The 24,878-nt window shown below is 72.6% G+C and carries 25 protein-coding genes and 1 riboswitch; of the genes, 12 read left to right on the forward strand and 13 right to left on the reverse strand.

The features are described from left to right. Positions 1 to 143 precede the first annotated feature (143 nt). The 3 genes from ACYBSK_RS24170 to tdh form a co-directional block, all read right to left on the reverse strand. A complete protein-coding gene (locus tag ACYBSK_RS24170) occupies positions 144 to 1,046 on the reverse strand; it encodes a LysR family transcriptional regulator (RefSeq protein ID WP_457479306.1) in 903 nt (300 codons plus the stop codon). A 55-nt stretch (positions 1,047 to 1,101) separates the two neighbouring features. Next, on the reverse strand, positions 1,102 to 2,292 hold the full coding sequence (locus tag ACYBSK_RS24175) for a glycine C-acetyltransferase (protein ID WP_460243302.1): 1,191 nt from the start codon (positions 2,290 to 2,292) through the stop codon (positions 1,102 to 1,104). Positions 2,293 to 2,363: 71 nt separating this feature from the next. Beyond that, complete coding sequence (gene tdh / locus ACYBSK_RS24180; protein WP_457481835.1) at positions 2,364 to 3,392, reverse strand: L-threonine 3-dehydrogenase; 1,029 nt, start codon at positions 3,390 to 3,392, stop codon at positions 2,364 to 2,366. 339 nt (positions 3,393 to 3,731) lie between these two features. Between tdh and ACYBSK_RS24185 the strand changes: the two genes are divergently transcribed. After that, positions 3,732 to 5,159 (forward strand): amino acid permease, encoded by a 1,428-nt coding sequence (locus ACYBSK_RS24185; RefSeq protein ID WP_457479308.1) that lies wholly within the window; start codon positions 3,732 to 3,734, stop codon positions 5,157 to 5,159. A 28-nt stretch (positions 5,160 to 5,187) separates the two neighbouring features. Here the strand turns inward: ACYBSK_RS24185 and ACYBSK_RS24190 are convergent, their stop codons facing one another. From ACYBSK_RS24190 to ACYBSK_RS24215, 6 genes are all read right to left on the reverse strand, one after another. Continuing rightward, positions 5,188 to 5,769: a GAF domain-containing protein gene (locus ACYBSK_RS24190; RefSeq protein ID WP_457479309.1), complete on the reverse strand. Its 582-nt coding sequence runs from the start codon at positions 5,767 to 5,769 to the stop codon at positions 5,188 to 5,190. After that, on the reverse strand, positions 5,766 to 6,347 hold the full coding sequence (locus tag ACYBSK_RS24195) for a GTP-binding protein (protein ID WP_457479310.1): 582 nt from the start codon (positions 6,345 to 6,347) through the stop codon (positions 5,766 to 5,768). Before ACYBSK_RS24195 ends, ACYBSK_RS24190 begins: the two co-directional genes overlap by 4 nt. Then, positions 6,325 to 6,696, reverse strand: coding sequence for a DUF742 domain-containing protein (locus ACYBSK_RS24200; RefSeq protein WP_457479311.1), 372 nt, complete (start codon positions 6,694 to 6,696; stop codon positions 6,325 to 6,327). The genes ACYBSK_RS24195 and ACYBSK_RS24200 overlap by 23 nt, the downstream gene beginning before the upstream one ends. A 2-nt stretch (positions 6,697 to 6,698) precedes the next feature. Then, a complete protein-coding gene (locus ACYBSK_RS24205) occupies positions 6,699 to 7,133 on the reverse strand; it encodes a roadblock/LC7 domain-containing protein (protein ID WP_457479312.1) in 435 nt (144 codons plus the stop codon). A 150-nt stretch (positions 7,134 to 7,283) separates the two neighbouring features. After that, positions 7,284 to 9,293 (reverse strand): sensor histidine kinase, encoded by a 2,010-nt coding sequence (locus ACYBSK_RS24210; RefSeq protein WP_460243303.1) that lies wholly within the window; start codon positions 9,291 to 9,293, stop codon positions 7,284 to 7,286. A gap of 274 nt (positions 9,294 to 9,567) precedes the next feature. Beyond that, positions 9,568 to 10,188: a helix-turn-helix domain-containing protein gene (locus ACYBSK_RS24215; RefSeq protein WP_460243304.1), complete on the reverse strand. Its 621-nt coding sequence runs from the start codon at positions 10,186 to 10,188 to the stop codon at positions 9,568 to 9,570. 235 nt (positions 10,189 to 10,423) lie between these two features. Here ACYBSK_RS24215 and ACYBSK_RS24220 point away from each other — a divergent pair, with 235 nt between their 5' ends. Beyond that, positions 10,424 to 11,101 (forward strand): class I SAM-dependent methyltransferase, encoded by a 678-nt coding sequence (locus ACYBSK_RS24220; RefSeq protein WP_460247085.1) that lies wholly within the window; start codon positions 10,424 to 10,426, stop codon positions 11,099 to 11,101. A 54-nt stretch (positions 11,102 to 11,155) separates the two neighbouring features. Here the strand turns inward: ACYBSK_RS24220 and ACYBSK_RS24225 are convergent, their stop codons facing one another. Further along, positions 11,156 to 12,358 (reverse strand): MBL fold metallo-hydrolase, encoded by a 1,203-nt coding sequence (locus tag ACYBSK_RS24225; protein ID WP_460243305.1) that lies wholly within the window; start codon positions 12,356 to 12,358, stop codon positions 11,156 to 11,158. 275 nt (positions 12,359 to 12,633) lie between these two features. On the opposite strand from ACYBSK_RS24225, the gene ACYBSK_RS24230 reads away from it, so the two are divergent. Beyond that, positions 12,634 to 13,866 carry a glutamate dehydrogenase gene (locus tag ACYBSK_RS24230; RefSeq protein WP_460243306.1) on the forward strand — a complete coding sequence of 411 codons (1,233 nt, stop codon included), beginning with the start codon at positions 12,634 to 12,636 and terminating at the stop codon, positions 13,864 to 13,866. Between the two features lie 57 nt (positions 13,867 to 13,923). Here ACYBSK_RS24230 and ACYBSK_RS24235 read toward each other — a convergent pair whose 3' ends face one another. Next, positions 13,924 to 14,466 (reverse strand): TetR/AcrR family transcriptional regulator, encoded by a 543-nt coding sequence (locus ACYBSK_RS24235; protein WP_460243307.1) that lies wholly within the window; start codon positions 14,464 to 14,466, stop codon positions 13,924 to 13,926. Positions 14,467 to 14,554: 88 nt separating this feature from the next. Here ACYBSK_RS24235 and ACYBSK_RS24240 point away from each other — a divergent pair, with 88 nt between their 5' ends. The 8 genes from ACYBSK_RS24240 (at position 14,555) to ACYBSK_RS24275 (ending at position 21,753) form a co-directional block, all read left to right on the forward strand. Further along, positions 14,555 to 14,983 (forward strand): DoxX family protein, encoded by a 429-nt coding sequence (locus ACYBSK_RS24240; protein WP_457479318.1) that lies wholly within the window; start codon positions 14,555 to 14,557, stop codon positions 14,981 to 14,983. Between the two features lie 167 nt (positions 14,984 to 15,150). Further along, a complete protein-coding gene (locus ACYBSK_RS24245; RefSeq protein ID WP_460243308.1) occupies positions 15,151 to 15,768 on the forward strand; it encodes a TetR/AcrR family transcriptional regulator in 618 nt (205 codons plus the stop codon). A 179-nt stretch (positions 15,769 to 15,947) separates the two neighbouring features. Next, positions 15,948 to 16,910: an STM4015 family protein gene (locus ACYBSK_RS24250; protein WP_460243309.1), complete on the forward strand. Its 963-nt coding sequence runs from the start codon at positions 15,948 to 15,950 to the stop codon at positions 16,908 to 16,910. Between the two features lie 56 nt (positions 16,911 to 16,966). After that, complete coding sequence (locus tag ACYBSK_RS24255; RefSeq protein ID WP_460243310.1) at positions 16,967 to 17,257, forward strand: hypothetical protein; 291 nt, start codon at positions 16,967 to 16,969, stop codon at positions 17,255 to 17,257. 13 nt (positions 17,258 to 17,270) lie between these two features. Beyond that, complete coding sequence (locus ACYBSK_RS24260) at positions 17,271 to 18,440, forward strand: STM4014 family protein (RefSeq protein WP_460243311.1); 1,170 nt, start codon at positions 17,271 to 17,273, stop codon at positions 18,438 to 18,440. Positions 18,441 to 18,591: 151 nt separating this feature from the next. Further along, positions 18,592 to 19,398 carry an STM4013/SEN3800 family hydrolase gene (locus ACYBSK_RS24265; protein ID WP_460243312.1) on the forward strand — a complete coding sequence of 269 codons (807 nt, stop codon included), beginning with the start codon at positions 18,592 to 18,594 and terminating at the stop codon, positions 19,396 to 19,398. Next, positions 19,395 to 20,840, forward strand: a complete 1,446-nt coding sequence (locus ACYBSK_RS24270) for an STM4012 family radical SAM protein (protein ID WP_460243313.1) — start codon at positions 19,395 to 19,397, stop codon at positions 20,838 to 20,840. The genes ACYBSK_RS24265 and ACYBSK_RS24270 overlap by 4 nt, the downstream gene beginning before the upstream one ends. A 7-nt stretch (positions 20,841 to 20,847) precedes the next feature. Beyond that, positions 20,848 to 21,753 (forward strand): STM4011 family radical SAM protein, encoded by a 906-nt coding sequence (locus ACYBSK_RS24275; protein ID WP_460243314.1) that lies wholly within the window; start codon positions 20,848 to 20,850, stop codon positions 21,751 to 21,753. Here ACYBSK_RS24275 and ACYBSK_RS24280 read toward each other — a convergent pair. Both ACYBSK_RS24280 and ACYBSK_RS24285 read right to left on the reverse strand, forming a co-directional pair. Continuing rightward, positions 21,725 to 22,507 carry an SGNH/GDSL hydrolase family protein gene (locus tag ACYBSK_RS24280; RefSeq protein ID WP_460247086.1) on the reverse strand — a complete coding sequence of 261 codons (783 nt, stop codon included), beginning with the start codon at positions 22,505 to 22,507 and terminating at the stop codon, positions 21,725 to 21,727. The two genes, ACYBSK_RS24275 and ACYBSK_RS24280, sit on opposite strands and share 29 nt — an antisense overlap. Positions 22,508 to 22,727: 220 nt before the next feature. Next, a complete protein-coding gene (locus ACYBSK_RS24285; RefSeq protein ID WP_460243315.1) occupies positions 22,728 to 23,516 on the reverse strand; it encodes a M23 family metallopeptidase in 789 nt (262 codons plus the stop codon). A gap of 5 nt (positions 23,517 to 23,521) precedes the next feature. Next, positions 23,522 to 23,687: riboswitch (cyclic di-AMP (ydaO/yuaA leader) on the reverse strand. Positions 23,688 to 24,073: 386 nt separating this feature from the next. Here ACYBSK_RS24285 and ACYBSK_RS24290 point away from each other — a divergent pair. Further along, positions 24,074 to 24,871, forward strand: coding sequence for a tyrosine-protein phosphatase (locus ACYBSK_RS24290; protein ID WP_460243316.1), 798 nt, complete (start codon positions 24,074 to 24,076; stop codon positions 24,869 to 24,871). Positions 24,872 to 24,878 lie beyond the last annotated feature (7 nt).

The raw sequence follows: 24,878 nt of genomic DNA on the forward strand, positions 1-24,878 counted from the left end.
CACGGGCACTGCCACCACCGCTGCTGCCGCCGCTCGGCGGCGCCCCACTATCGTGTCTCATATTCGGCACGATATCCCAGATATGAAACAGGCAGGTTACGCGGCCGTCCCGGCGGCCCTCAGCGCGTTGCCACGGACCCGCGTCATCCCTGTGCCGCCTCCCCCAACGCCGTGAGCACCGGCCTGATCAGCGGATGCTCCTCCGCCCCGTGCCGCACCGCCGCGAAGACCTTCCGCGCCGGGGCCACCCCGTCGATCGGACGGACCACGACCCGGTCCAGGTCCACGCCGTGCAGCGCCGAGCGCGGGACGAGTGCCACGCCCGCGCCCGCCGAGGCGAGGGCGACGACGGCGCGGAAGTCGTCGGAGGAGTGCTCGAACTGCGGGGAGAAACCGGCGTGCTCGCAGGCGAGGACGACGACGTCGTGGCAGGGGTTGCCGGGGTACGGGCCGATCCACGTGTCCTTGGCCAGCTCGGCGACCGGTACCCACCGCGCGTCCGCCAGGCGGTGGGTGTCCGGCAGGACCGCGTCGAACGGCTCCGCGTACAGCGGTACGCGTGTGATCCGGTCGTCGTCGGCGCCCGGCGCGCCCCGGTACTCGACGGCGACCGCCACATCGATCCGCCGGTCGAGCAGCATCGGCAGGCTGGCGTCGCCCTCGGCGTCCTGGACGCGGACGCGGATGCCGGGCGCCGAGCGCGCCAGATGGGCGAGCGCGGGGCCCACGACCAGGCCGATGCCGGTGGCGAAGGAGGCGAGCGTCACCGTGCCCGCCTCGCCCGTGCTGTACGCGGCCAGCTCCGCCTCGGCCGTCTCCAGCTGGGCGAGGACGGCGTTGGTGTGCCGCAGCAGGATCTCGCCCGCCGTCGTGAGGCGGACGCCGCGCGCGCCGCGCTCGACCAGCTTGTGGCCCGTCTCCTGCTCCAGGGCCGTGAGCTGCTGCGAGACCGCTGAGGGGGTCAGGTACAGCGCGGCGGCCGCGGCCGTGACGGTGCGGTGGTCGGCCACCGCACGGAGGATGTGCAGCCGCCGCGCTTCGATCATGGGGCGATTCTCCCAAACGGGTGAGCCCTGCCCCGAGCCGGTCGGTCCCAGCCGGTCAGCCCAGCTCGGCGCGCGCCGCCACGAACGCGTCCACCGCCCGGTTCACGTCCTCCGTGGAGTGCGCCGCGGACAGCTGGACGCGGATGCGGGCCTGGCCCTGCGGGACCACCGGGTACGAGAAGCCGATGACGTAGACGCCGCGCTCCAGGAGGAGCTCCGCCATGCGGCCCGCGACGGAGGCGTCGCCGATCATCACGGGGGCGATCGCGTGGTCACCGGGGAGGATGTCGAAGCCCTCCTCCGTCATCCGCGTACGGAACAGCTCGGTGTTCGCCGCGAGGCGCTCGCGCAGGTCGCCCGCCGACTCCAGCAGGTCGAGGACCTTCAGGGACGCCGCCGCGATCACCGGGGCGAGGCTGTTGGAGAACAGGTACGGGCGCGACCGCTGGCGCAGCAGCGCGACGATCTCGGCGCGCGCCGCGACGTAGCCGCCGGACGCCCCGCCGAGGGCCTTGCCGAGGGTGCCGGTGATGATGTCGACGCGGTCCATGACGCCGTGCAGCTCGGGGGTGCCGCGGCCGCCGGGGCCGACGAAGCCGACGGCGTGCGAGTCGTCGACCATGACCATGGCGTCGTAACGCTCGGCGAGGTCGCAGATGTCCGCGAGCGGCGCCACGTAGCCGTCCATGGAGAAGACGCCGTCGGTGACGATGAGCTTCCTGCGGGCGCCGGACGCCTCCTTCAGCCGCGCTTCCAGGTCGGCCATGTCGCGGTTCGCGTACCGGAAGCGCTGGGCCTTGGACAGCCGGATGCCGTCGATGATGGAGGCGTGGTTGAGGGCGTCGGAGATCACCGCGTCCTCGGGGCCGAGAAGGGTTTCGAAGACGCCGCCGTTGGCGTCGAAGCAGGAGGAGTAGAGGATCGTGTCCTCCTGGCCGAGGAAGGAGGACAGACGTGCCTCCAGCTCTTTGTGGACCTCCTGGGTGCCGCAGATGAAGCGGACGGAGGCCATGCCGTAGCCCCAGCGGTCGAGGGCCGCGTGCCCGGCGGCGACGACCTCGGGGTGGTCGGCGAGGCCGAGGTAGTTGTTGGCGCAGAAGTTCAGCACCTCGCCCGGCTTGCCGCCCGCCGTGACGCCGACGGTGGCGGACTGGGGGGTGCCGATGACCCGCTCGGGCTTGTGCAGGCCGGCGGCGACGATCTCGTCGAGGGTGGCCCGGAGGTCTTCGCGTACGTTGTCGAACATGCCGTAAGTCCTTAAGTCCTGGGTGCGGAGAAGTCCTGGGTGCGGAGAAGTCCTGGGTGCGGAGGGGGAGTTCAGGAGGTCCAGTCGAGGATGACCTTGCCGCCGCGGCCGCTCGCCGCGTCGTCGAACGCCGCGTCGAAGTCGGTGTACGCGTAGCGGCCGGTGATCACCGGGGAGAGGTCGAGGCCGCCCTCCAGGAGGACCGACATCGCGTACCAGGTCTCGAACATCTCGCGGCCGTAGATGCCCTTGATGGTGATCATCGAGGTGACGATCCGCGCCCAGTCGACCGCGAACTCCTCGGACGGCAGGCCGAGCATGGCGATCCTGCCGCCGTGGGTCATGTTCGCGAGCATGTCGCGCATCGCGACGGGGTTGCCGGACATCTCCAGGCCCACGTCGAAGCCCTCGCGCAGGCCGAGTTCGCGCTGGCCATCGGCGATGGTCGAGGACGCCACGTTCAGGGCGAGGCTCGCGCCGACCTTGCGCGCCAGCTCCAGGCGCTCGTCGCTGACGTCGGTGACGACGACGTTGCGGGCGCCGGCGTGCCTGGCGACGGCCGCCGCCATCAGGCCGATCGGTCCGGCGCCCGTGATCAGCACGTCCTCGCCGACCAGCGGGAAGGACAGGGCGGTGTGCACGGCGTTGCCGAACGGGTCGAAGATCGCGGCGACGTCGAGGTCCACGGGGACGCGGTGCACCCACACGTTCGAGGCGGGCAGCGCCACGTACTCGGCGAACGCGCCGTCGCGGCCGACGCCGAGGCCGACCGTCGCCCGGCACAGGTGGCGACGGCCGGCGAGGCAGTTGCGGCACTTGCCGCAGACCAGGTGGCCCTCGCCGCTGACCGTGTCGCCCACCGCGATGTCGGCGACGTCGCGGCCGGTCTCGACGACCTCGCCGACGAACTCGTGGCCGACGACCAGCGGTGCGCTGATGGTCGACTGCGCCCAGCCGTCCCAGCCGCGGATGTGCAGGTCGGTGCCGCAGATCCCGGTGCGCAGGACCTTGATCAGTACGTCACCGGGGCCGACGCCCGGCTCCGGGACGTCCGTCAGCCACAGGCCCGGTTCGGCCTTCTCCTTGACCAGCGCCTTCAACGGTTCGGCTCCTGTCTCGCGCACGCGGGCAGGGCGAACCGGCCCGCGTGCCGGGAAGAGTGGGTGGTGGGTGTGCGGGGGCCGCGCCGGGCGGCCCGCCGTCACCGCAGACTCTTGCGTACGCGGTGGCCCCGGGTCCATCGAGGTTTTCTTAAGCGGCGCCCCAGGTTTCCTACAGGCCCACCCGCCACAGCCGCGCCGTCACACCCTCACCGGGCAACCCTCGCCACGCTGAACGAACATCTTGTCCGAATAACGGACACCCGACGCACGGCACGATCACTCATCGCATACTGACGCCGCATTTCCACCCGTCTCACATAGCGAACAGGCACGACCATGACACGGACCTCCGTCACGGACCGGCCGCACGCCGGATCCGACGTCGGCGTCACGCCCGGCGACGTCGAGGACACCTCCACCGGCGCGAGCCTCGGCCACGGCCTCAAGCAGCGGCACCTTTCGATGATCGCCCTCGGCGGTGTCATCGGGGCGGGCCTCTTCGTGGGGTCCGGTGCCGGGATCGCCGCCGCGGGACCCGCGGTCGTCCTGCTGTTCGCGGGCGCCGGGTTCGTGGTGATGCTGCTGATGCGGATGCTCGGCGAGATGTCCGCCGCCCGGCCCGCCACCGGCTCGTTCTCCGTGCACGCCGAGCGCGAACTCGGCGCCTGGGCGGGCGCGACCTCCGGCTGGATGTACTGGACCATGCTCACCTGCGGCGTGGCCGCGGAGGCGACGGCGGCCGGGCAGATCATGCACGGCTGGGTGCCGTTCCTGCCCGCCTACGGCTGGGTCGCCGTCTTCATGGTGTTCTTCTGCCTGAGCAATCTGGCCGCCGTGCGCAACTTCGGCGAGTTCGAGTTCTTCTTCTCCGCCCTGAAGGTCACCGCGATCTGCGCGTTCCTGGTCCTCGGCGTGCTCGGCATCTGCGGCGTCTTCGGCGACGCCCCCGGCGCCTCGAACCTCACCGGCGAGGGCGGCTTCTTCCCCACCGGCACCTCCGGGCTGATCGCGGGCCTGCTCACCGCCGTCTTCGCGTACGGCGGTCTGGAGACGGTGTCCATCGCCGCCGCCGAGTCCGACAAGCCGCGCGAGAACGTGGCCCGCGCCGTACGCACCGCCGTGTGGCGCATCGCGCTCTTCTACGTCGGGTCGATGGCGCTGGTCGTCGCCCTGGTGCCGTGGAACGACCCGAACGTCGCCGCCGACGGCCCGTACGTCACGGTCCTCGACGAGTTCGGCATCCCGGCCGCCGGCACCATCATGCAGGCCGTCATCCTGGTCGCCCTGCTGTCGGCGATGAACGCCAACATCTACGGCTCGTCCCGCATGGCCTACTCGCTGGTCTCGCGGGGCCTCGGCCCCCGCTTCCTGGGCCGGGTGCACCGCCGCGTGCCGGTGGCCGCCGTGCTCGCGTCCTGCCTCTTCGGCTTCTTCGCGGTGTTCGCCGGCGTCTGGTGGCCCGACACCGTGTTCACCTGGCTGATGAACACGACCGGTGTCGCCATCCTCGTCGGCTGGGTGTTCATCTGCCTCGCCCAGCTGCGGATGCGCCGCCGTCTGGAGCGCGAGGCGCCCGAACTGCTCACCGTCCGGATGTGGGGCTTCCCGTACCTGACCTGGCTGGCTCTGGCAGCGATCGCAGGTGTGTTCGTGGTGATGGCCACCACCGCGGAAGGACGCGACCAGCTGTTCGTCTCCGCGATCCTCGTGGCCGCGCTGGCCGCGGGCGGGTACGTCAAGCAGCGCAAGGACGCGCGCGGCTGACGGTCACCACTCCGCGAGGCCGCGGGGCTCACTGGAGCAGGTCGCCGCGCCCGCGCACCAGTTCCATGAGTTCACCGGCCATCCCCTTGATGGTCGCGAGCCCCGCCCTCCCCCAGGGGCGGGGCTCCGTCGCGACCACGCACACGGTGCCCAGCGCGAGGCCCGTGCGTTCGTCGATCAACGGCGCTCCCAGATAGGAGCGGATGCCGATCTCGTCGACCACGGGGTTGCCCGCGAAGCGCGGGTAGTCGCACACGTCCTCCAGGACGAGCGCCTTGCGCCGCACCACCACGTGGGGGCAGTAGCCGTGGTCGCGCGCCATGTAGCGCGCGACCCCGCTCTCCGTCGACCCGGCGGCCACCGCGCCCAGTTCGCCGCCGCGGTGGTCGCCGTCGGGGGTGTGCAGACCGGCGAAGAACTGCCGGTTCTCGTCGATGAAGTTGACCATCGCGTACGGCGCGCCCGTCACCTCGGCGAGGCGGTCCGCGAACCGGTCGAACACCGGCTCGGGCCGCTGTCCGAGGTCGAGCCTGCGCAACCGGCGGCCCCGCTCGGCCCCCTCCTTGTCCTGCGGGGTGAGCAGCAGCCGCCTGGTCCCGTCGTACGTCACAGGACGGCCGCCGGGGTGTGCGCGAGCAGATGCCGCACGAGGGTGAGCAGCGTCTGGATGCCGGAGCTGGAGATGCGCGCGTCGCAGCGCACGACGGGCACCGCGGGGTCCAGGTCGATGGCGGCGCGCACCTCCTCGGGTTCGTAGCGGTACGCGCCGTCGAACTCGTTGATCGCGACGATGAAGCCCATGCCGCGCTCCTCGAAGAAGTCGACGGCGGCGAAGCAGTCCTCCAGGCGGCGCGTGTCCGCGAGGATGACCGCGCCGAGGGCGCCTTCGGACAGTTCGTCCCACATGAACCAGAAGCGCTCCTGGCCCGGCGTGCCGAACAGGTAGAGCACGTGCGCCGGGTCGAGGGTGATCCGGCCGAAGTCCATGGCGACCGTCGTCTCGACCTTGTTCTCGATGCCGTCGAGGTTGTCGGTGGCCGCGCTGACCGTGGTGAGCAGTTCCTCGGTGCTGAGCGGAGCGATCTCGCTGACGGCCCCCACGAAGGTCGTCTTGCCGACCCCGAACCCGCCCGCGACCAAGATCTTCAGTGCTGTGGGGAAAGGGTCAGAGCTGTCGTCGTAGTCCATCGAGCACTGCCTCCAGTAGGGACCGGTCAGTGGGGTTGTCGTGGAACATCGGGGGCTTGGTCGTGACCGCTCCGCAGTCGACGAGGTCGGAGAGGAGCACCTTGGTCACGGCCGCCGGGAGCAGCAGACGGCCGGCGATCTCCGCGACCGACGTGGGTCGCGCGCACAGGTCGAGCGCCTGGCTGTGTTCCGGACCCAGGTAGCCGAGGGGGGTCGCCCCGGTGGCCATGACCTGGGAGAGCAGATCCATCGACGTGCTCGGCCGGGTACGTCCGTTGCTGATGGTGTACGGACGCACGAGCCGGCCCGCGGCGCCGTCGAGCCATGGCCCGTCCTGCGGGGCCGCCACCGTCAATTCCTCATCGCCGTGGGCTCGGCGGAGGCCTGGCGCGGCGCTGTCACCAGGTAGGGCCGCACGCTCTTGACGAGCATGGCCATCTCGTAGCCGAGCACGGCCGCGTCGGCGTCCCGCCCGGCGAGGACGGCGAGACAGGTGCCGGAGCCCGCCGTCGACACGAAGAGCAGCGCCGAGTCGAGTTCCACGACCACCTGCCGTACGTCACCGCCGTCGCCGAACCGGATGCCGGCGCTGCGGCCCAGCGAGTAGAGACCCGAGGCGAGGGCCGCCATGTGGTCGGCGCTGTCGGCGTCGAGCCCGTGGACGGACTTGACGAGTCCGTCGGAGGAGAGCAGCACGGCACTGGTGGTGTGGGGAACGCGCTGGACGAGGCCGCTCATCAGCCAGTCGAGATCGGACACATGACCCGTCGGCACATCGCTCGCCATGGGGGATCGACTCCTTGGTGGACTGCTCGGTGTGGTGCTGAAGGTGGGGGGAACGGCGGGTACGGCGGTGGTGGCAGGGACCGGTGCGGGTGGTGGGGCGGGTGGACGCGGCCGGGGCCGGGGGCGGACGCGAGTGCGGCGTCTGCGGGGTCATGCGCGGGCACCGCCCTGCCCGTCGGGGCCCGTCGGTCGCCCGGCGTCGTCGCGCTGGGCGTGCGGCCCGGCATCGCCGGGGGCGCGGGGCTCGGCCGCTTCGGCGAGCGTGATGCCGCGCTGGAAGGCGGCCATGAGGCCGGGATCGTGGCCGACCGGCGGCGTGTCCTCCTGGCGCGGGGCGGGGCCGCCGCGCAACTGCGGGGCGATGTGCTCCTGCGCCCTGCGGCGCGGCAGTTGGGGCCGACGGCCCATGGTGCCGCGCACGACGCTCTCGTGACGGGCGACCGGAGGCTCGAAGTCGGCCGTGGCCTCACGGTCCTCGGGGCGGATCCCGGGGACGGCTTCGGCGGGAGTGGGGCGGGGGTCGCCGGTGACGCGTTGCGGGAGGGGGGTGGCGGTGCCGGTGGCCCTGGCGCTTGCGGGGCTTCCCGTGCGGGCGTGGCCGACGGGTGTGCGAGGGGCGGGGGTGACGGCGGGTGTGCCCGTGGGGGGCGTATGCGCGGGAGGCGTGGCGAGGGGCGGGCGCGGAGGTACCGCGGGTGCGGGCGAGAAGGGCGCCGGGGGCGGGGTGGTGGCGGGCGCGGGCCGTGTTCCGTGGGGGTCCGAGCCGGACGACGGCGGTGTCGCGAGAAGCCCGCTCGCGGCCGCGTTCGCGTTCACGCCCTGTCCGGCCCGCTCGGCGTGTTTGGCCTGTTCGGACCGGTCGGCCTGTTCCGCACCGAGCACGCTGTTGGCGGTCGCCGCGGCGGCGGCCTTGCGCACGCGTGGGACGCGGACACCCCCGCCGCCGGTGTCACCGTCGCCGCCGAGGAGGTCCTGGGGCAGGACGAGGACCGCCTGCACTCCCCCGTAGATGTTGGTCTGGAGCCGCACCGTGATGCCGTGCCGCCGCGCGAGCTGCGATACGACGAAGAGACCGATGCGGCCGTCCGCGAGGAGGCTGGCCACGTTGACCTGGTCGGGGTCGGCGAGCAGCGCGTTCATCTTGTTCTGCTCGGTGACCGGCATGCCGAGGCCGCGGTCCTCCACCTCGATGGCGAGCCCCGAGGTGACGGCGTTGGCGCGGAGCAGGACCTGCGTGTGCGGGGCGGAGAACACCGTGGCGTTCTCGACGAGTTCGGCGAGCAGGTGGATGCAGTCGGCGACGGCGTGCCCGCGCAGGGTGCCGTCGATCGGCGGCACGAGCTTGACCCGCGAGTACTGCTCGACCTCGGCGATCGCGGAGCGCATCACCTCGGTCATGGACACGGGGTGGCTCCACTGGCGGCGCGAGACGGCGCCGCCGAGCACCGCGAGGTTCTCGGCGTGCCGACGGGTGCGCGTGGCCAGGTGGTCGACGTGGAAGAGGCCCTTGAGCAGGTCGGGGTCCTCGACCTGGTTCTCCAGCTCGTCCAGGAGGTTGATCTCCCGGTGCACCAGCGACTGCAGGCGCCGGGCGAGGTTTACGAACACCTCGACCTTCTGCCGGCTGCCGGTCTGGCTGGACAGCTGGGTGGCCTGCACGACGGCCGTGACGGCGACGTCCTGGGTGCGCGCGAGGTCGACGGCGAGCCGGTCGAAGTCGTCGCCGCCGGGCGCGCCGATGGCGGGGGCACGGCGCGGCGGCGGGTCCTCCCCCTTGCGCAACTGCTCGACGAGCGCCCGCAGTTCGGCCTGCCCGCGCGCGCTCGTCTGGCGCAGGGCGAGCAGCCGGTCGCGTACGAGGGCGGCGGTCCGGCCCGCGGCGACGGCGGCGATCACGATGCCCGCGACCGTCACCACGCAGGCCCCGGCGAGCACCGCCCACAGCGTGAGGCTGGGCCGCACCCCCGCGTGACGCAGGACGTACAGCACGGCCGCGCTCGCGCCGAGCGCCACCGCGAGCGGCGGAAGGACGGCGATGCGCAGCAGTTGGGAGCGTATGTGGGTCTCGGTCGGGTGCGGCGCGGCCCGCCCGGTCGGCCTGCCGTGCCGACCGCCTTCGCGGCGGTCCGCGCGGGTGGCCGGCTGGCGAAGCTGGGACATTCGGCGACCTTGTCCTCGGGGATCGGGAGGTGAACAGACAGCGGGCAGCGCGACCGGGCGTCGCACAGCGAGCACACACGGTAGTCGCGGGTGCCACATACGCGAGGGGCAGTTGACAAACTCCAACGCCCGAGGTCCCGCTCTGGTATGAGCCCTCGTACCTACGAGCGATTACGACGCCGTGATGTGTCCGCGCGCCGTCGCACGCCCGTTCGCCACGGGCCAAGTACTCGCCGTGCAGCCGCTGGTGACGGGCGCTCACCCGCGCATGCGTTCAGTTCTCGTCCAGGCGGAAGCGCGCCTTGATGTGCATGCGTTCGCCCTGCGGGCCGAGGATGCTGAGGAATTCGACGGCGCGTTCGTCGGCGTTGCCGAACCAGTGCGGGAGATGGGTGTCGAACTCGGCGGCCTCGCCCTCCGTGAGGACGAAGTCCTGGTCGCCGAGCAGCACGCGCAGCCGCCCCTTGAGGACGTACAGCCAGTGGTAGCCCTCGTGGGAACGCGGCTCGGGCTCGCGGCCGTCGGTCAGTCCCGCGGGAAGGATCTGCTTGAACGCCTGGAGGCCGCCGGGCTTGCGGGTCAGCGGGACGACGGTCATCCCGTTGCGTGTGACCGGCCGCGGCTGCACGCGCGGGTCGAGGTCGGCCGGGGCGCCGACCAGCTCGTCGATCGTCACCTCGTAGGCCCTGGCCAGCGGCAGGAGCAGTTCGAGCCCCGGCTTGCGCTGCCCGGACTCCAGGCGGGAGAGGGTGCTGATCGGAATACCGGTGGTCTCCGACAGGGCCGTCAGAGTGGCGCCCCGGCGGCGGCGCAGCTCCCGCAGCCTCGGCCCGACCGCGGCCAGCACCCCGCCGAAGTCGTCCTGGCCCGTACGTCCCGTGCCCGCGTCGCCCATGACTCCACCGTGCCCGCGTTTTGCGTTTTCCGCAAAGAAGTTTGCCCGTACGCGCGGGTGGGGCGACCTTGGCGTCGAGGGCAGCCACCCGCGAGAGACAGGACCGCACACCATGGCCACCGAGACACCCCGGAACGACACGGCGCAGGGCGCCCCCGCGCAGGGCGACACCGTTGAGACCAACACCGCGCAGAGCGACCTGGCTGAGACCGACACCGCGCAGAACGCCCCCGCCGTGAGCGACACCGCACAGAGCGCCCCCGCTGAGAGCGACTCCGCGCACAGCAGCACGGCGCACGACGCCACCGCTCACGAGTGGGACGAGCGCTACCGCAGCCGCGAGCAGCTCTTCAGCGGAAACCCGAACGGCGTGCTCGTCACCGAGGTCACGGACCTGGCACCCGGCCAGGCGCTCGACGTCGGCTGCGGCGAGGGCGGCGACGCGCTGTGGCTGGCCCGGCAGGGCTGGCAGGTCACGGCGGTCGACGTCTCCGAGGTCGCGCTGCGCCGCGCCGCCGCAGCGGGCCCCGACGTAGCGGGCCGGGTCTCCTGGGCACGGGCCGACCTGGCCGTCACGCCTCCCCCGGCGGGTGCCTTCGACCTGGTGACCATGCAGTACTTCCCGCTGCTGCGCAGGGCGGGCCTGCCGGCGCTGCGCAGCATCGTCGACGCGGTCGCTCCCGGCGGCACACTGCTCTTCGTCACGCACGCCCTGGCGGACCTGGAGGAGCACACGGAAGCCACCTCCGAGTTCGACCCCGCCGACTACTACTGGGCCGACGACATCGCCGCACTCCTCGCCCCGGCCGACTGGAAGATCCAGCTCAACGAAACCCGCCCCCGCACCGCCCCGACGCCACCGGGCACCCACCACCACCGGGACACGGTCCTGCGGGCGCAGCGGAGGGCGTGAGGTGCGACGGGGCGGGGTCCGGAAGGGACTGCCGGACGGTGCCGCCGCCCCCGCCTACCCGGCGATCACGATCTCCGTCTCCTCCGCCCCCGCCGCGGGCCCCGCGACAACCGGCCAGCCGCCCCGCGGCACCGCCGCGACGGCCCGCCACCACTGCTCGGTGGGCAGCTGCGCGGCGCCGGGCTCGAAGGGCTCTCCGGGGCGCGGCAGCGCGACGCGTGCGGCGGCCCGGCGGGCGGCGGTGACGGTCTCCTCGCCGGGCTCGGTCCAGGCGTGCGGCGCCAGGTTGAACGTGCCCCAGTGGATCGGCAGCATCGGCCCGGCCGCGGGCCCGCCCTGAAGGTCGAGGTGGGCGCGCATGCCCTCCTCCGGGGTCATGTGGATGTCCGGCCAGTACTCGGAGTAGGCCCCGATCTGGATCATCGTGATGTCGAACGGGCCGTGCTCGGCCCCGATCTCCTTGAAGCCCGCGAAGTAGCCGGTGTCACCACTGTGGAAAACGCGGTGCTCGGGCCCCGCCGCCACCCATGACGCCCACAGGGTGTGCTGTGCGTTGCGCAGGCCGCGGCCGCAGAAGTGGCGGGCGGGCGTGGCGGTCAGCGTCACCCCACCGACCTGCGTCGACTCGTGCCAGTCCAGCTCGCGCAGCCGGTCCGCGGGCACGCCCCAGTGCTCCAGGTGCGCGCCGACGCCGAGCGGCACCGCGAACACGGTGTCCGTGTGGGCGAGCGCCTTGATGGTGGGCATGTCCAGGTGGTCGTAGTGGTCGTGCGAGATCACCACCACGTCGACCGGACCGAGCGCGGCGAGCGGCAGCGGCACCGGGTGCAGCCGCTTGGGCCCCGCGAAGGGGAACGGCGAGCAGCGCTCGCCCCACACCGGGTCCCACAGCACCCGCACCCCGTCGATCTCGGCGAGCACGGACGAGTGCCCCATCCATGTGATCCGCAGGCCGCCGGCGGACGGCTTCGCCAGGTCGGCGAGGGTCGTGGCGTGCACGGGGACGGTGCCCGTGGGGGCGCGGCGGGCGCGCTCCTCCTTGCGGAAATAGGTCTTGGCGAACTCGAGCATCGACCCGTCGGGCCGCGTGCGCGCGCCCTCCGGGTTCTGGAAGGAACCGTCCGCGAAGTTCGGCGACCGGCGGATCCGGTCCAGTCGGGCCCCTGTGGGCTCGGCGCCAAAGGCATCGGGCTGGAGCGAGCGCAGCCCGGAAGTCAGAGAACGTGACACGGCGCCTCCCGTTGATCGATCAGTCATCTCATTATGTGCGGCACCACTGACAACGCACCGGCCCCCTCCTGTGTGCCCGAGCAGCGAACCTGAGCCCACCCCACCTCCCGCCGCCACCGATTGACAGCGCCCTCGACAACTCCAAATACTGACCGCCGATTCAGTAAAGCCATCCACCCTGCACCATCCACCATGCACCCGATCATCGCGAAGTCACTGTGACCTCTCACCACGAATCCGCCGCGCTGGGCCGTCACAGTCCCCCTCCCCTCACGCCAACCACCGCCCCCCGAGGAGACCGCATGGCCGCCCCCACGCCGCCCACCCCCGCCACCACCGCCCAACCCGCCACGCCCCAGACCGCTCCCCTCATCGAGCTCACCTGGACCGATCACCTCACCGGGCGGCGCGGCTACTTGGTGGTCGACCGTCTGGTGCGCGGCGTGTCCAGTGGTGGCCTGCGCATGCGTGCGGGGTGCACCCTCGACGAGGTGGCGGGCCTCGCGCGCGGGATGACGATGAAGGAGGCGCTGCACTACAACCCGCGGGGCCACTACATTCCGCTGGGCGGCGCCAAGGGCGGGATCGACTGCGACCCCCGGGACCCGGAGGCGTACGGCGTCCTGGTGCGGTACCTCAAGGCGATGCGTCCGTACATCGAGTCCTTCTGGACCACGGGCGAGGACCTCGGTCTGACGCAGGACCTGGTCGACAAGGCGGCGACGGAGGCGGGGCTCGTCTCGTCGATCCAGGCCGTGTACCCGCTCCTGGACGACGAGGAGGCGGCACGTCGGCGCCTGGCGGACGCCTTCGCGGTGGACGTCGACGGCATCGGTCTGGACGAGCTGGTGGGCGGCTGCGGGGTCGCGGAGGCCGTCCTCGTCGCGCTCGACCGCGCGGAGGTGCCGTACGAGGGCACACGTGTGTCGCTCCAGGGGCTCGGCACCATGGGCGGCGCCACGGCCCGCTTCCTCGCGCGCGCGGGGCTCACGGTCGTGGCGGTGGCCGACCTGAAGGGCACGATCGCCAACAACGCGGGGCTCGACGTGGAGGCGCTGCTCGCGGCCCGCGACGCGTACGGCACCGTGGACCGGGAGCGGCTGCGGCCCGGGGACCGTGAACTGCCCGGCGACGCCTGGCTGTCGGCGGACGCGGACGTGCTGGTCCCGGCCGCCGTGTCGTACGCGATCGACGCGGCGAACCAGGAGCGGATCACGGCCCGCTGGATCGTGGAGGCGGCGAACATGCCGGTCCTGAGGGACGCGGAGGCGCTGCTGTCCGCGCGCGGGATCACGGTTCTGCCGGACGTGGTGGTCAACTCGGGGACGAACGCCTGGTGGTGGTGGACCCTGTTCGGCGACATCGGCGCGGACGCCGACGAGGCGTTCGCGTACACGCGGCGCTCCATGCGGGCGCTGATCGATCAGATGCTCGCGCGCGCGGAGGGCGACGGGACGACCCCGAGGGCCGCCGCGCACGCCATCGTCGCGGACCGGCTGCCGGTCCTGGCGGAGAGGTTCGGGTGGTACGGATGAGCGTCGCCGCTATGAGCCTGGACGCGCGCGCGGTCGCGACACCCGTCCCGGTTCGGGTCATTGGGTGAACGACAGCATGCGGAGAACCGGTCGCACGGCGTCCCCCGGGTCCTCGTCGAGGCCGGTCGGCAGGGCGCCGCTCAGCCACAGGTCGGCGAAGCCGTGGACGATCGACCAGGCGGCCAGCTCGGTGGTTTCGCCGGCCCGCGCCGAGAGCGCCGTGGTGAGCGCCCGACCGGCGCGGTCCTGCGCGGCGAGGAGCTGGGCGTCGGCGGCGTTGTGCAGGCTGGACTGGAACATCACCTCGAAATGCGCCGGGTGCGTCGTCGCGAACCGCACGTAGGCCACCCCGGCCTCCACGAGGTCGTCCCCCGCGGCGGTCACGGCGTCGGCCAGCAGGTCGAAGCCCTCGGCCGCCAACGCGGTGAGCAGTCCGGCCTTGGAGCCGAAGTGGGGTGTGAAGGCGGCGTGCGAGACACCGGCCCGGCGGGCCACGTCGCGCAGGCTGAGCGCGGCGGGCCCGCCCTGCTCGATGGCCTCGACGGCCGCGGTGAGCGCCGCCCGGCGGACGTTTCCGTGGTGGTAGGGCCGATCAGTCATGGACGGCATCTTACCGTTGACAACATTGCGGAGCAGCCCTAACTTTCCAATGGTAAGTTCCGTGCAAGCGTTCAGGGTTGGAGGCACCATGGAACCTCTTGTCGCTCTGTTGGTCGGCTTCGGCGGCGCCCGGATCGCCGGAATCGCCGGTATCGACGCGCTGGACGCCTGGCAGCCCGCGCTGCGGGTCGGACTGGCGACGATGTTCCTGCTCACCGCGTTCGCCCACTTCCATCCGAAGCTCCGCGCCGACCTCATCGGCATGGTCCCGCCCGCGCTGCCCCGCCCCGACCTCCTCGTCACGCTCACCGGGATCCTCGAACTCGCCGGAGCCATCGGCGTCCTCGTCCCGGCGACCCAGCGCCTCGCCGCGATCTGCCTCGTCGCGCTCTTGGTCGCGATGTTCCCGGCCAACGTCTCGGCGGCCCGCCGCAACGTCGCTCAGGGCGACCCCCTCGTCCCACGCACCGCCCTGCAAGTGCTGTTCATCACCGCGGCGGCCCTCACCATCCCGTGAGGGCTCCGACCCCCTTTCGAGCCCCTGCGGCGATTGAGCAGCCTGGGTCCGGGGCAGCGCCCCGCGACGTCAACCACCTGACCGGCACCACGAATCCGGTCGCGAGCGCGCTCACGATCCAGACGCGGCCCGAGCCCCGCCGCGACCCCGCCGACTAGGCTGGCCGCGTGACCAGAGTCCGGTTGAGCGTGGCCGAGCGGCGTGAAGAGCTGCTCAAGGCCGCCATCGAACAGATCGAGGCGCGCGGGGTCGCCGCCGTGCGCATCGCCGACGTGGCCTCGGCGCTCGGCGTGAGCAACGCGCTGGTGCTGTACCACTTCTCGACGAAGGAGAAGCTCGTCGCGGCCGCGTTCACCCATGCCGCGGAGGGCGATCTGGCCCATCTGCGCAAGCTGCTGGGCCGCCGCACGACGGCTCTGAAGCGGCTGCGGGCCGCGGTGCGCTGGTACGCGCCGACGGGGACGGCCAAGGGCTGGCGGCTGTGGATCGAGGGCTGGGCGGCGGCGCTGCGCGAGCCCGCGCTGCGGGACGTCGCGCAGGACCTCGACCGGCAGTGGAAGGCGGCGCTCGCGGACGTGGTCACCGAGGGCGTCGCGGCGGGCGAGTTCAGCTGCCCGGACCCGACGGCGACGGCGCTGCGGCTGACGGCACTCCTCGACGGACTCGCCGTGCAGATGACGGCGTACCGGGGCACGGTGTCCCGCACCCGTACGCAGGAATGGGTGGACGAGGCGCTCGCCCGTGAACTGGGCCTGGAGAAGGCGGAGTTGACGGCCGCACGCTGACCGGGTGCGGGGCGGAGGGCGACGCGGTGCCGCTCCCCGTACTCCGCTCCGGCGGACCGGCGGCGGGCGTTGTCAGTGCCGGTTGGTACAACTTCCTCTGCGGTCGGAAGATCGCCGGGGCACGCGGACCGACGCGCTGCTCCCATCCACCATTCGGACTGGCTCAGGAGCGCGCGGACATGACCATCGGAGAACATCTGCACGAGTTGCATGGCCTGCCCGCCTTCGACTTCCCGCTCGCCGACGCGGAGCAGCGCACCGAGCTGCCCGCGGCCGACGCGGTCGCCTGGCGGATCGGTGTCGACGCGTACGAGAGCGACGAGGAGTGGGCCGAGGCGTTCGCCCGGTTCGCGAAGGCCGTGGACCTCACGCGGGTCCGCGCGCTCATCGTCGGCGCGTGGTCCGACCCGTACGAGAACAGCCCCGAGACGGTGGTGTCCACCCTGCTCGGCGCACGGGAGCGGCTTACGTCGCTGCGGGCCCTGTTCGTGGGGGACCTGGTCGGTGAGGAGTGCGAGATCTCCTGGATCATCCAGGGCGATCCGGCGCCGCTGCTCAACGGGTTCCCGCAGCTGGAGGAGTTCGGGGTGCGGGGCGGGACCGACCTGGCGTTCTCGGCGGTGAAGCACGAGCGGCTGCGGACGCTGACCGCGCAGACCGGCGGCATGCCCGCGGAGGCCGTCAGGGGGATAGCGGCAAGCGATCTCCCGGCCCTGACCCGTCTCGACCTGTGGCTCGGCACGCCGGAGTACGGGGGCGACGCGACGACCGCCGACCTGGCGCCGTTCCTCACGGGCGACCGGCTGCCGAGCCTGCGCCATCTGGCGCTGCGCAACAGCGAGATCCAGGACAAGATCGCCGCGGCCGTGGCGGCGGCGCCCGTGGTGGCCCGGCTGGAGACGCTCGACCTGTCCATGGGGGTCCTCACCGACGAGGGCGCCACCGCGCTCGTCTCCGGACAGCCGCTCGGCCACCTCAAGAAGCTGGATCTGCACCACAACTACCTGAGTGACGCGCTGCGCGCACGCATCGAGGAGTCGCTCGCCCCGGCGGGCGTCGAACTCGATCTCGACCGGGGGGACGCGGACGAGGACGACGACGGCGACGGCGACGTGTGGCGGTACGTCGCGGTCGGCGAATAGCCGGAGGGGTGGGGGACAGAGGGGTCGGGGACAGAGGAATCGGGGGGGACGCACGCATGACGTACGCAGAGCACAGGGGCTATCCGGGGCAGCACCTCAGGTGGTTCCACGGACTGCCCGTGGTCGAGTTCCGGGGGACGGCGCTCAGCGACGAGGGCGGGGCGGCGCTGCTGGCTGGTCGGCCCCTCACCCACCTCCGCTCCCTGGACCTGCACCACCACTTCATGTCTCCGGAGGTAGTCGAGCGGTTCCGTTCGGAGCTGTCGTCGCACAGCGTCGCGGTGGACCTCGCCGTCACCACCCGGGGCAGGGGCTGGGAGGGGCGCTGTGTCAGCGTCGGCGAGTAGGGCGGGGGCCGCCGTGGGCGGTGCGGGCGCGGCGAACCGTGCGCGGTTCGCGGTCGTCGGCAATCCGGACAATCGCCGGGTGCGGCTGTTCGCCGACGCCGTGCGCGGGGCGGGACTGCCCGCGCCCCGGGTCGTGGCCTGGCGCGACGTGCTGCGCGAGGGCGGCGCCCGCTTCGCCGACGACGAGATCGTCCGCCTCGACTCGCCCGGTGAGGACGCGGCGGTCGACCGGGCGCTGCGGGACATGCCGGATCCGACGCGGGTCGAGGGCGGCGCCCGCTGGTACCGGCGTTTCCTGGCCGCCGTGGGCTCGCTCGAGGGCGGCGTCCGCCTCGACGATCCGGACGAGCTCGCCGTCCTCTTCGACAAGCGCCGCTGCCACGGCGTGCTCGCGGAGTCGGGGGTGCCGGTGCCCGCGTCGCCCACCTCCGGTGCCGCGGTCGCGGTACGCGGCTGGGACGACGTGCGCGCGCTGATGGCCGAGCACCGCATGCCGCGCGTCTTCGTCAAGCCGGCGCACGGCTCCTCCGCTTCGGGGGTGCTGGCGCTGGAGACGGCGGGCCCGGGGCGGCTGCGCGCGACGACGTCCGTGGAGTCGGCAGGCGGCGTGCTGCACAACTCCCTTCGGGTGCGGCGCTACACGGACGAGCGGGAGATCGCCGCCGTCGTCGACGCGCTGGCGCCCGACGGGCTGCACATCGAGCGCTGGGTACCGAAGGCGTCGCTGCACGCGCGCGTGGCCGACCTGCGGGTCGTCGTGGTGGCGGGCCGCGCCACCCATGCGGTCGTGCGCACCAGCCGCTTCCCGCTGACGAACCTCCATCTGGGCGGCGCCCGCGGCGAGTTGGCGGCCGCCATGGAGGCCGCGGGCGACGGTTGGGCGGAGGCCCTCGACGTCTGCGAGCGCGCGGCGGCCTGCTTCCCGCGCACCCTCTGCGTCGGCGTCGACCTGCTGCCCGCCATCGGCTGGCGGCGCTTCACCGTCGGCGAGGTCAACGCGTTCGGCGATCTGCTGCCCCGCCTCACGGGCCTGCCCGGCAGTGGCGCGGAGGGGCAGGACACGTACGCGGCCCAGGTCGCCGCCGTGCTCGCCCGCTCCCCCGGCCCGCTCGCGCCGGCCCCGCCCTTCCTTCCCCTCCTCCCACCGCACGACCCCGCAAGGACCCCGCATGCCCGCTCCTGAACCGACCGCACCGCCCCGAGCACCGGCCGCATCCGCACCCGCTGCGCCTACTGGGCCAGCCGCGCCCGGCGAACCCGACACGCCCACCGCGCCTACCGCGCCCCGCGGACCCGACACGCCCACCGCGCCCGCCGCACCGGCCACGCCCGACATGAACGAGGTCGTCGGCCGGGACGACCTCCTGCTGCTCACGCTCGACACCCTGCGCCACGACGTGGCGGTGGAACTGGCCGCCGAGGGACGCATCCCGAACCTGGCGCGGCACCTTCCGGGCGGCACCTGGGAGAAGCGGCACGCGCCCGGTAGCTTCACCTACGCCTCGCACCAGGCGATGTTCGCGGGCTTCCTGCCGACGCCCGCGACACCGGGCCCGCATCCCCGACTGTTCGCCGCGCGCTTCGCGGGCAGCGAGACGACGGCGGGCCGCACCTACGTCTTCGACACACCGGACCTCGTCTCCGGCCTGGCCGGGGCCGGTTACCGGACCGTGTGCGTCGGCGGCGTCGGTTTCTTCAACAAACAGGGCGCGCTGGGCGACGTACTGCCCGGCTTCTTCCAGGAGAGCCACTGGGAGCCGGAGTTCGGCGTGGCGTCCCCCACGTCGTTCGAGGCGCAGGTCGCGCGGGCCGAGCGTGTGGTCGCCGAACTGCCGTCGCGGCAGCGGCTATTCCTGTTCGTCAACGCCTCCGCACTGCACCAGCCCAACTGGTTCCATCTGCCCGACGCGACCAGCGCGGCGGGCGACACCCGCGCGACGCACGCCGCCGCGCTGGAGTACATCGACCGGCACGTCGGACGCCTCTTCGCGGCGATGAGTTCGCGCCGCCGCTGCTTCACGATCGTCTGCTCCGACCACGGCACGACGTACGGGGACGACGGCTACACCGGCCACCGCCTCGGCCACGAGGCCGTCTGGACCGTCCCCTACGCCCACTTCTTCCTGGAGCCGACCGCATGAGCACGACGACCGACGCGCCGGTGACGCCCGCGGCACCCGCATCCGAGGCACTCGCGACACCCGCGACCACCGACTCCACCCGCCCGTACCAGAGTTACGTGTACGCCTACCCGCACAAGACGGCCTACCGTCCGCTGCCGGACCGGCCCGCACTGCGCGACCTGTGGCGGCACGAACCCAAGGACGCGCTCTCCCTCTACCTCCACATACCGTTCTGCGAGGTCCGCTGCGGCTTCTGCAACCTCTTCACGCGCATCGGCGCCCCCGACGACCTGACGACCCGGTACCTGGACGCGCTGGAACGACAGGCCGTCGCCGTGCGCGAGGCACTGGACGACGCGGACACCGGCACCGGCACCGGCACCGAGACCGGGACCGACCGCCCCGGCCTCCGGTTCGCCAACGCCGCGTTCGGCGGCGGCACGCCCACGTACCTCGACGCCGACGAGCTGGCCCGGCTGTGCGACATCGCCGAGCTGCGCATGGGCGCGGACCTGCGCGCCGTCCCGCTGTCGGTGGAGACCTCGCCCGCGACGGCCACCGCCGACCGGCTCGCCGTCCTCGCCGAGCGCGGCGCGACCCGCCTGAGCATCGGCGTGCAGAGCTTCGTCGACGCCGAGGCCAGGGCCGCCGTGCGCCCGCAGCGGCGCGCGGACGTCGAAGCGGCGCTGGGCCGCATCCGCGACGCGCGCATCCCCGTCCTGAACATCGACCTGATCTACGGCATCGACGGCCAGACCCCGGCGAGCTGGCGCACCTCGCTCGACGCCGCGCTCGCCTGGCGCCCGGAGGAGCTGTACCTGTACCCGCTGTACGTGAGGCCGCTGACGGGGCTCGGCCGGGGCGTCGCCCCGCTCACCGACCGCGCCTGGGACGAGCAGCGGCTGCGCCTGTACCGCCAGGGCCGCGACCATCTGCGGGCCCACGGGTACGAGCAGGTGTCGATGCGCATGTTCCGCCGCGCGGACGCCCCCGCCCAGGGCCCCGACGACTACGCGTGCCAGACCGACGGCATGATCGGCCTGGGCTGTGGCGCCCGCTCGTACACGGCGAGCGTGCACTACTCGTTCGACTACGCCGTGGACATGCGCGAGATCCGGGGGATCATCGACCGCTACACGGCGCTGCCGGCCGCGGAGTTCGGGCACGCGGTGCACGGCCGCCGCGTCGACGCCGACGAGGCGCGGCGCCGCCACCTCCTTCAGTCGCTGCTCCAGGCGCAGGGGATGCCGCTGGACGACTACCGGTCCCGCTTCGGCTCCGATCCGCACGACGACTTCCCCGCCGAGCTGCGCGCCTTCGGCGAGCGCGGCTGGCTGGCCGATCCGGCGGACGGTCTCCTGCGCCTGACCCCCGAGGGCCTGGCGCACTCGGACGCCCTCGGCCCGGCCCTGTTCTCCCCCTCGGTGCGCGCCGCGATGGCCGCGTACGAGGCGAGGTGACCGCCCGATGGACCTGACGATCCTGTACCGGGGCCCGCTGGCCTCCTGCGACTACGACTGTCCTTACTGCCCGTTCGCCAAGCGCCGCGACAGCACCGAGCAGCTGCGCGCGGACCGGTCGGCGCTGGAGCGGTTCACGGCGTGGGCGGGCGCGCGGCGCGAGGACCGGCTCTCGATCCTGTTCACGCCCTGGGGTGAGGGCCTGGTGCGGTCCTGGTACCGGCGGGCGATGGTGGAGCTGTCGCACCGGGAGCACGTCCGCCGCGTCGCCATCCAGACGAACCTGAGCTGCCGCACGGAGTGGCTGGCCGACGCCGACCCCGAGAAGCTGGCCCTGTGGTGCACGTACCACCCGGGCCAGACCCCGTACGAGCGTTTCCTCGGCAAGACGCGCGACCTGGCAGAACGGGGCATCCGGTTCAGCGTCGGCGTCGTCGGCTTCCCGGAGCACCTGGAGCACGCGCGGACGCTGCGCGCGGCGCTGCCCGCCGAGGTCTACCTGTGGGTGAACGCGGCGGAGGGCCGCACCTACACCGACGAGGAGGCCGCGGCCTGGACGGCCGTGGACCCCCTCTTCCCGTACAGCCGGCACCCGCACCGTTCGGCGGGGCTGCCGTGCCGCACCGGTTCCTCGGTGATCTCGGTGGACGGCGAGGGCACCGTGCGCCGCTGCCACTTCGTCCGGGACGAGCTGGGCAATCTGTACGACGGTTCGTACCGTGCGGCGCTCGCGCCCAGGGCCTGCCCGCTGGCGGTCTGCGACTGCCACATCGGCTACGTCCACCTGGAGACGCTGCCGCTGTACGACGTGTTCGCGGGCGGAGTCCTGGAGCGCGTCCCGGCCGCGCCAGCGGCCGCGCCTCAGCTGATCGGAACGCCGACGGTCAGGACGCCGACTGCAGATGCGCCTTGACGATGTGCGGGTCGATGAAGCCCTTCGCCTGCACCCGGTCACCGGAGGACTCGCCGCGCAGCCGGCGCCCGATCCACGGCACCAGGAACTCCCGCGCCCAGTGCATGTCGTCGCGCCGCACCTCCAGCGTGCCGCGCGGCGGCAGCGGCGGCCACATCTGCTCGGGGTCGGCCGGCACGTCGAGGCCGAGCGCCTGACCGGCGCGCAGCGCCACCCGCGTGTGCCCCTCGGGCGAGAGGTGCAGGCGGTCCTCGTCCCAGGCGCGCCGGTCCTGGATGGACTTGAGGGACCACAGGTCGAGCATCAGGCAGCCGTGGCGGTCGGCGATCGCCCGGACGTGCATGTTGTACGTGGCGATCTTGCCGCGCAGGTGCTTGAGCACGGCCACGTCGCGGGTGTCGAAGCCGGTGGCCACCATGACGGTCCCGGCGGCGCCGGCGAGCTGGGCCACGGCCTTCTCGAAGCGCTCGGCCACGTCGTCGGGGTCGGTGCCGGGCCGGATGATGTCGTTGCCGCCCGCGACCAGGGTCACCAGGTCGGGGGCGAGCTCGACGGCCTTCGGCACCTGGTCGGCGACGATCTGGTCGAGGAGCTTGCCCCGCACGGCGAGGTTCGCGTACTTGAAGGTGTCCTCGGGGACGCGGTCGTCGAGGAGGACGGCGAGCCGGTCGGCCCAGCCCGCGAACTTCCCGTCGGGGCCGGGATCGCCCACGCCCTCGGTGAAACTGTCGCCCACGGCCGCGTAGGACCGGATCGTGCCGTTCAGTGAACCCGTGATTGCGCTCGATTCGTTTGCCACGACCACACATCTTTCACCCTGAGGTGTGACCTACGCGACCGTAGCCAGGGGTTGACGCGTGGTGAGATAGCCCACTCGCCATCTGGGGAATAAGCGCGGAAACGGGTCCGGCGCCCGGGGAGGATCCCCGGGCGCCGGACGGAGCGAGCGGCCGACGGCCGCCGCGCTCGGTGTCTCAGGCGTCCACGCCGTGCTGGCTGAGGTACGCGATCGGGTCGATGTCCGAGCCGTACTCGGCGGTCGTGCGGACCTCGAAGTGGAGGTGCGGCCCGGTGACGTTGCCCGTCGCGCCGGACTTGGCGATCTCCTGGCCGGCCGTGACCTTGGCGCCCTGGGCGACATTGATGGACGACAGGTGGGCGTACTCGGAGAAGTGGCCGTCGGCGTGCTCGATGACGACCTCGTTGCCGTACGCGCCGCCGTCACCGGCGGAGACGACGGTGCCGTCGGCGATCGCCTTCACGGAGGTGCCGGTGGGCACGGAGAAGTCGGCGCCGGTGTGGCTGCCGCTGGACCACATGGAGCCGGAGTTGCCGTAGCCGGTGCCGGAGGCGCCGTCGACGGGCGCGACGTAGTCGCCGGAGGCGGTGGTCGTGGCGCTCGTCTGCGTGGTGGTGGCCGCATCGTCCGCGGAGTCCGCGGAGTCGTTCTCGGCCGCGCCGCCGAGCTCCAGCTTCATGCCGATCTGGATGCGGTCCGCGTCGGAGCCGACGACGTCCTTGTTGTCCTCGTACAGCTTCTTCCAGCCGCCTTCGACGTCCTGCGCCTTGGCGATCTTCGAGAGCGTGTCACCGGCCTTGACGGTGTACGTCGAGGTGTCGGCGGCGCCGCCGTCCGTCGCGGCCTGGGCGCCGGAGGCGCCCATCAGCGGCAGGGCGATCGCGACGCCACCGGCGGAGGCGACGGCGGCGACGCGGGCGATGCGGCGGGAGGGCGAAAGGCGGTGCTTTCCCTTTGCGGGCATGGGGGATTTCCTCTCCGTCGCCTACGAGGTGAGCTGTCGGGTTCGGGCTGGAGATGCCCGGCCGTGCCCGGCGTACGGGACCGGCTTCACCCCTAGCCGCTTCGGGAAATTCCCTGCGCGGCGTCGTGCGTGTGGGTCCCCCGCTCCTGCCGTGACGGGTAGTCGAAAGGATTCCGGGCGGCGGCAGGACTAGGCGTTCCGACCGGATTGATTGGGGACATTAGGCGAACGGCAAAGGCGGCGACAAACGCCGAATTCGCTTCGGCGGCCCATTCCTTGGTCATCTGAGGGTTTGCTGTGTAACCCTGCGTCGCCGAATCCGCTTTACCAACGCCATACCTTGGGGAATTCGCGCCGCGGGAATCCCGGCCGATCGCCACGCAGGGTGACGAACATGACGCCGCTCACGCACACGCCCCCAAGCCCCTCCCATCCATGAACAGTTGGGACGGATGGCCCTAAATCGGACACATGGTTGCCCCTGGAACCGATGTCGTATCGTCAGGAGCGCGCCCGCCGGCGACTCAACGCCGGTGCACCGAACGGGAGGAGCCCCTGTGACGCAGCACGCACCGTCCACCGAGCCCGAGCTGACCGGAGTGCGCAACTTCCGAGACGTGGGAGGCCTTCCCACCGTGGACGGCCGTCGCGTGCGCCAGGGCGTTCTGTTCCGCAGCGGCCACCTCGCCCATGCCACGGCCGAGGACGCGGCCTTCCTCTCCTCCCTCGGCCTGCACACCGTCTTCGACTTCCGCAACGCCGCGGACCAGAAGCTGGAGGGCGCGGACGTCGAGCTGCCCGGCGTGCGCAATCTGAACCTGCCGCTCAACGACCCGGCCGACGGCGCAGAGTTCTGGGCGATGGTCCGCGACGGCGACATCGAGCAGCTGCGCGGGATCCTCTCCGGTGGCCGCGCCGCCGACCGCCTCGTCGACTCCTACCGCACGATGATCAAGGAGCGCACCGCGGAGCACAGCCGCGTGCTGCACTCCCTCGCCGAGGACAGCCTGCCCGCGCTGATGCACTGCGCGGCGGGCAAGGACCGTGCGGGCCTGTCCATCGCGGTGACGCTGATCGCGGTCGGCGTGGAGCGCGACGCCATCGAGGCGGACTACCTCAAGTCGAACGAGAAGCACCGCCGCTACAAGGTGCACCGCACCGCCACCTCCCAGGACGCCTACTCCGAGGAGGTCATGGAGCTGCTCAGCCCGCTCTTCGACGCCCGCATCGAGTACCTGAACGCGGGCCTGGAGACCATCGAGGAGGTCTGGGGCAGCACGGACCGCTACCTCGAAGAGGGCCTGCGGATCACCCCGGCCACCCGCGAGCGGCTGCGCGAGCGCCTGCTGGAGTGACGGCCGG

Source organism: Streptomyces sp. BYX5S (genome assembly GCF_054724165.1).